This window comes from Skermanella sp. (assembly GCF_059503625.1).
On the sequence record NZ_JCACHA010001006.1, the window covers coordinates 1 to 6,206 of the forward strand.

6 protein-coding genes and 2 pseudogenes are annotated in these 6,206 nt (G+C 65.0%); 4 read left to right on the forward strand and 4 right to left on the reverse strand.

Features of this window, described 5'->3' with window-relative positions; translation table 11 throughout:
* The 3 genes and pseudogenes from AC5JJ6_RS36725 to AC5JJ6_RS36735 all read right to left on the reverse strand — a co-directional run.
* A pseudogene (locus tag AC5JJ6_RS36725) lies at nucleotides 1–121 on the reverse strand (IS481 family transposase); the annotation flags it as partial.
* Nucleotides 122–170: 49 nt separating this feature from the next.
* On the reverse strand, nucleotides 171–374 hold the full coding sequence (locus AC5JJ6_RS36730; RefSeq protein ID WP_496046778.1) for a hypothetical protein: 204 nt from the start codon (nucleotides 372–374) through the stop codon (nucleotides 171–173).
* Between the two features lie 412 nt (nucleotides 375–786).
* Complete coding sequence (locus AC5JJ6_RS36735) at nucleotides 787–3,513, reverse strand: MASE4 domain-containing protein (RefSeq protein ID WP_496046779.1); 2,727 nt, start codon at nucleotides 3,511–3,513, stop codon at nucleotides 787–789.
* A gap of 303 nt (nucleotides 3,514–3,816) precedes the next feature.
* Here AC5JJ6_RS36735 and AC5JJ6_RS36740 point away from each other — a divergent pair.
* From AC5JJ6_RS36740 to AC5JJ6_RS36755, 4 genes and pseudogenes are all read left to right on the forward strand, one after another.
* A pseudogene (locus AC5JJ6_RS36740) lies at nucleotides 3,817–4,122 on the forward strand (transposase); the annotation flags it as partial.
* A 38-nt stretch (nucleotides 4,123–4,160) separates the two neighbouring features.
* Complete coding sequence (locus tag AC5JJ6_RS36745) at nucleotides 4,161–4,364, forward strand: hypothetical protein (RefSeq protein WP_496046783.1); 204 nt, start codon at nucleotides 4,161–4,163, stop codon at nucleotides 4,362–4,364.
* A 518-nt stretch (nucleotides 4,365–4,882) separates the two neighbouring features.
* Nucleotides 4,883–5,086 carry a hypothetical protein gene (locus AC5JJ6_RS36750; RefSeq protein ID WP_496046780.1) on the forward strand — a complete coding sequence of 68 codons (204 nt, stop codon included), beginning with the start codon at nucleotides 4,883–4,885 and terminating at the stop codon, nucleotides 5,084–5,086.
* Between the two features lie 35 nt (nucleotides 5,087–5,121).
* Nucleotides 5,122–5,982, forward strand: a complete 861-nt coding sequence (locus AC5JJ6_RS36755; RefSeq protein ID WP_496046781.1) for a glutamine amidotransferase-related protein — start codon at nucleotides 5,122–5,124, stop codon at nucleotides 5,980–5,982.
* 12 nt (nucleotides 5,983–5,994) lie between these two features.
* Here the strand turns inward: AC5JJ6_RS36755 and AC5JJ6_RS36760 are convergent.
* The coding region (locus AC5JJ6_RS36760) for a transposase (protein WP_496046782.1) at nucleotides 5,995–6,206 on the reverse strand (212 nt) is incomplete at its 5' end.

Consider the following 6,206-nt stretch of genomic DNA (forward strand, 5'->3'; position numbering starts at 1 on the left):
CCACGGTCTTGGGGTTGATCCCGTAGCGCCTGGCGAGCCCTCTCAGGCTCTCTTGCCTATGCTGTATCGCTCGACAGACCGCCGTTGTCGTTGTGGCGCTCCCATGGTGAACCTGGCCCATAGTGCGTCCTTCCACGCCTGCCGGAAGACTGCACCATCAAATCCTGGGATCAAACAATATCCCGGAACTCGATCTCGGAGGGTCGGATCAAAGTGTAGGCGCGGCGTTCGTCCGCCTGGGTCTTCTCATACCAATTCCAGCCTCGGATGCCGATCACGGCGACCAAGTCGAGAACGACGTAGCGGAACGTCTTGTTCTCCAACATCAGCCAGATAATCAGGGCGAAGGCAGCCAGCCCGGCAATCCACTCCAACGGCGCAGGCCTTCATTTAAGGGCCACACAATAACATCCGTCTTTTCACAATGGCAGGCATAACCTGCTCTATCGCCGCCTCTCTTTGACTTCGATCGTGATAGCCGCAGCCGCACCGATGACACTGCACCCGATTGATGATCTGGTAGAATCGGGCTAACTCAGCCAGCACGTGCTGCAGGCCCTTGCACACGCGGTGCCGTTACTCCTTGATCGAGAACCTGAAGACTCTTGAGGGCACCCCTGAGGCGTCTGGGAAAGCTTCATGGGTAGCGTCATCGGCGACATGCCTAAGACGATTGATGGGAAGCACAGGCTGAAACTGACTGCTGCGGTGACCCGTCAACTCACCTGGCTGCACCATGAATGGACCGGCTAATGCCGTTGCACCATTTTGGATCGTCGCACCTCGTCACCGTGGCGGGGCGTCGGCCGAGAGAAACTTCCGCAATGCAGCCCCAAGTTCTATAGCTGACACTGGCTTGCGCAGGAGCGGTGCCAGCGCGTGCCGCCGGGCGTCCTCCGGCAGATCGGCGTACCCGGTGGCAAACACCACTGGCACACCGCGTGCAACAAGCAGATCCGCTATCGACATCGAGACCTCGCCACCGAGATTGAGGTCGAGCACGGCGGCGTCGGGTGGCGGTGTTGCGGCAGCCAGATGCAGCGCCTCGTCGAAATTTGCCGCCGGCCCAACCACCTCATAGCCGAGTGCGGCAATCGTTGCGGCGGTGTCGAGCGCTACCAATGCCTCATCCTCGACGATCAGTACCCGCTGACGCGTCCAGCCGGTCGCCGTATCCGGACGAGAGCGCCGCTCAAGCGCCCCGGCGGCCGGCTCCGCCCAGGTCGCAGCAGGCTCGGCTGGCGCGGGCGATGTGATCCAAGGCCAAGTGCTTTCGACGAGGCGGTTACCAGGCACGAGAACTTCGCAGGTCAGTCCTTCCGACGCCCACTCGAAACCGATTTTGCCACCGAGCTGTCCACGGATGGTGGCGTCCAGCACACCCATTCCAAAGCCACGTCGACGCGGAGGGCTTGGTACTGTGGGGCCACCCCGTTCCTCCCAGCGTAGCCGCAATGAGCTGTCCGGGTCGCGCTGCCAGGAAACCCGTACACGGCCACCCGGCATGGACAATGCACCGTACTTGGCCGCATTCGTCGCCAGTTCGTGTGCCGCCATGGATAGAGGCTGAGCGACGATGGCCGGAAGCAGGAGATCAGGCCCTTCGAGCTCAGTGCGCACCGCGATGGCAGCCTCGTGACCCGCTGGCCCTGCAAAGGGAGCGAGCTCCTGCGCGAGCACCACCTGCAGCCGGGCACCGGCCCAACGCTCCCGGGCGAGCAGCGTGTGCGCGCGAGCCAGTGCCGCCACCCTTCCCTCCACTGCTAGGGCATAAGCACGCTGGTCCGGTGCGCGCGTCAGCCGCAACACGCTTTGAACGACGGCCAGCGCGTTCTTCGCACGATGGTCCACTTCGCGTGCAAGCAAGGATTGCCGCTCCTCGGCGGCACGTCGGTTATGGATGTCGGTGTTCATCCCAACCCAACCACGCACGCCTCCATCCGGCCGGCGCAGTGGTACACCGCGTGCGAGCGTCCACCGGTGCGCCTCGCTCCCAGCATGGTAGAGGCGGTACTCGACTTCGTAGCGGGAGCCGTCCTCGGCGCTGCGGCGCCATACCGCTTCCACGCGCTCCCGGTCCGCGGGGTGGACTGCATCGAGCCAGCCGAAACCAAGCCACTCGGCCACTCCCTGACCGGTATAAGCGCGCCATGAGGGGCTGTCCTCGATCACGCGCCCGTCGGCAGCCGTGGCCCAGAAAACCTGTGCGGATGCCTCGACCAAGGCCCGAAACCGCTCCTCGCCCTCGCGTAGACGTTCAGTCGCCCTGTGTTCCACTGTGCGGTCGCGAAAGATTTTCACGAAACCGCCACCATCGGCGAGCGGCATGACCAGACCCGAGCCCCAAAACCGGGTGCCGTCGCGGCGCAGGTGCCAGCGCTCGTTCTCGGCACGGCCGTGTTCCTCTGCACTGCGAAGTTCGTCCTCCGGTACTCCCGCCGCACGGTCTTCCCGTGTGAAGAGAACCGCACCGGGCTGGCCAATGGCCTCCACCTCCGGGTAGCCCATCAGCGCCTCGGCACCAGCATTCCAGCCGGTGATGGTACCGTCTGGGGACAAGGTGATGATGGCGAAGCCGTGTGCACTCTCAACGAGGAGGCGGTAGCGCGCCTCGCTCGCGTGAAGTGCCGCCCGTGCCTTGTCACGCTCACCGACAAGTGCCCGGGCGAGCCGGCCGTGCAACCCGGCCGTCGCCAGCAGCAGCGAGACGAGGACGGTGCAGGAGGCGAGGAGGCCGTAGAGGCGACCGACATAGAAGCCAGCCTGGAAGCGGCCAGAGTTCAAAACGGCGCTTAACAGAATCTCCACCGCCCACGCCCCCATCGCCACGGCAAGCCAGAGGTCGAGTGCGCTCCTCAGCCGCGTGCGCGCGGCGATTACCGCGAGCGTGAGCAGGCTCGCCACAAGCGGAATGGCGAGCACCGGCCGCGTCACGCCCGCGATGTAGCCGTTGTTATCCAACAGCACAGGTAGGTGTTCATGTAGTACTGCTGCGAGATAGACGGCCAAACCGGCCAAGACGAACGGCAACACGACGGCCGCGGTCGCAGCGCCTTTGTGGCTGGGCCGGTCGTTCGCCGAATCTGCAAGCATCGCGTAACCGAGGACAATAACTGGGAAGGGTCCATGCCAGGCGAGCCATAGCCAGACCGTTGTCTGCGGGCCACCGATAAGGCCCTCTGGTCCGAAAAGCCCGGGGAAGCTGAGCGCGTGTGCGATCACGAGCGGGGCCGTATAGAGATAGCCTGCGGCAAGCAGTAGGATCGGGCCACGCCGCGTCTCTCGGTGGAGCGCGAAAAGCAGCGCCGCCGTGACCAAATCGTTGATGGCGACAGCTGATTGGTAGGCCGGGATAAAGGCTGGAACGACAGCCCACCTCTCGCCCGCCATCGGCGCGACGACGGCGAGGACGAGGGCGGAGAGCAGGGCCACGCCTAGTGCTGCTACCCGGTCCGGAAAACCAGCAGCGGCGGAGGTGTGCCCCAAGGTATCGGGCGGTGTGTCCCCATTCATGAGGATCCTCCGACCCTGTGTCTGGAGCGTAGATCTCCCGAAAGCGCTCCCCTCCTCGCAGCGCCGTCCATTCCCAGCCCTCCTAGAATCTCAAAAATGGCGCACCGAACATCGGTCGACCGCTACTTTCGCGTGTATTGGAAGGAGGTAGGTTGAATTTCGAGTCTTGGAATAGTCTAGCCGGACGCGTTGGTGCATGAGCTTCACCCATCAATGGGTGTGTGGGGGCTTTGGTGCGTCGCCCTTGCAGGGGCTGCCTTGATGGGCTCGGCTCTGGGGTGAGCGCAGGGGCGGGACCGTGCAATGGCGGTGCGGAGTCGTCGGGGTGGGCCGCGAGCGCGGTACAGAGTTCGGAACTGGGCAGCGTATGACTGCGCGCTCTTGCGACGGGCCGGCGTCCGATTATGGATCTCGCCCGAGGCAGTCAAAGGGTGGCGTGCACCGGCCGGCTGCCGCACCTTCACAGACACCGCGATCGCGGCGGCATTTGCCGTCCGGGCCGTCTATCGCCTCGTCCTGCGTCAGGCCAAGGGTCTGATTTGCTTCATCTTCGCCCTCGTCGGCTTCGCCCGGCCATTTCCTGACCACATGAAGTTGTCCCGCCGCGGTCGGACGCTGCAGTTCGACAGAGGCGATGTACACACCCCATGCTGGTGCTGCTGGACCGCACCACCAACCGGATCCGGCACGTTTACGTCGACACGGGGTATGCGGGCGAGCCGACCTATCGTGCCGTCGTGGAGCACAGGCAGGTGCTGCCGAACGCCGAGGGTGTGTTCCGACCGAAGGCACCCGACGTGGGAGCGGCCGCCAAACTCGCTTTTCTGATCAGACGCGGGCGGCGCGCTTGACAGGTCGCGCAGGATGGCCGTCGCACCCAGGAGCGCGTCACCGGCTACGGGCGCCGCGATGCGGCGGAGTGGGCCCACTCACGATGGAACCGCGTTCTCGGGAATGCTCTTCGGTCCCCGGAGCCTTGGTGCGCAGCGCACCGACGGAGAGATCGCCGTCAGCGCCCTGACTTCCATGGCCGAACTTGGTATGCCGCGCGCCGTCGAGGTCGCTTGGGCCGCGCTCGGAGAACCGCGCCTCAACACAACCGTTCGTGCACTGGAGTCGTGTAAAGCCAAGGCCAAAGGCTGCGCTTGCGCTGGAGTGAGCCGCGCCGTCCGGCTGGTGCCGAGGTCGCAACCGAGAGGCAGATCGAACACGCTACAGCAGGAGCCGGCTGCGTCGTATCGAGGCAGAAGCGGTCCATAATTTATGACAGAATTTCCGAGAACGGTGTGCGGCTCAAGCGTCCCGTAGCCTTGCGCGACCGCGATTTGGCACCACTAAGGAAGAACTGGTCCCCAACGGAGTTTTGCAGATGCCAGTGGTGCGCCTCGCCTCGACCTTTCTTGCCCTGCTGGTCCTTGCCGCGGCCTGTGCCGATCCCGGTACCTCGGTGCCCTCACGCACCGCCGATCCCACCCCTGCGCAACGCACCCGCGACACGCTCGACCCATCGCGCGGGCCGGCCGAGGCGGCCGGACGCGCTGCCGACCGGGCCGCGAACCCGAACCGGCCCTGATATCCTTGGGTAGGAAGTGGCGCCCGCAGGTCACAATGCCCCGGTTCCTCATCGCCGAGAGCGAGACGCTTGAGCAGCGCGAACGACGCCGCGCCAGTGTAGGATGTAGCAGCGGCGAGACCTATCTGAATACGCTGCGTGCCCTCGCACCCGATGCTGCTTGCGATCTCGTCCGCCCTGCGGAGGATGGTGTACAGGTACCTAACCGCGACGCACTAGCGGCTTACGATGCGGTGTTCCTCACCGGCTCACCGCTGCACGTGTATCAAGACAACCCCGAGGTTGCGCGTCAGCTCGCCTTCATGCGCACTGTCTTCGCCTCGGGAACTCCCTCTTTCGGCTCCTGCGCCGGACTGCAGGTCGCTGTGGCGGCAGCTGGTGGAGCGGTCCGGGAAAACCGACGCGGGCACGAGGTGGCCTTCGCCCGGCGCATCGTGGCAACCACGGCGGGGCGCACTCACCCTCTGCTGACTGGGCGCCCGGCCGCCTGGGACGCACCTGCAATCCACAGCGATGAGGTCGAGCGGCTGCCCGAGAGGTCAGTCCTGCTCGCTGGCAATGGCGTGAGTGCGGTGCAGGCGGCCGAGATTCGGCACTTGGAAGGGGTGTTCTGGGGTGTGCAGTACCACCCCGAACTGACGCTAGGCGAGGTCGCTGCGGCACTGCGACGCCAAGTGGGGGACTTGGTGCAGGAGGGGCTCGCCCGCGACGCAGATGCGGTGGAAGACTACGCTCGCCGCATCGAGGCACTGCACCGCGAGCCTGCTCGCCGTGATTTGGCTTGGCAGCTCGGCCTTGATGAGCAAGTCACCGACCCACGCTTGCGCCAATCCGAGCTGCAAAACTTCATCGAGCACTTGGTCCGGCCCACAATGGAAGCACGTGGGCGGATCTAGAGCGTTTTCCCATCAGTCTGCGTCATAGCCGGCGGCGGCGAAGTAGTTGGCGCACTCGGTTGGGGAGAAGGTGTCGATGATGCGGCCGATGGCAGTCCACAGGCCGTCGAGGCTGCGCTTGGCCGCTGTGCGGAGCGCAGCCTTAAGCTTGGCGAAGGCTTGCTCGATCGGGTTGAAGTCGGGGCTGTAGGGCGGGAGGTAGAGCAGGCTCGCGCCTGCGGCCT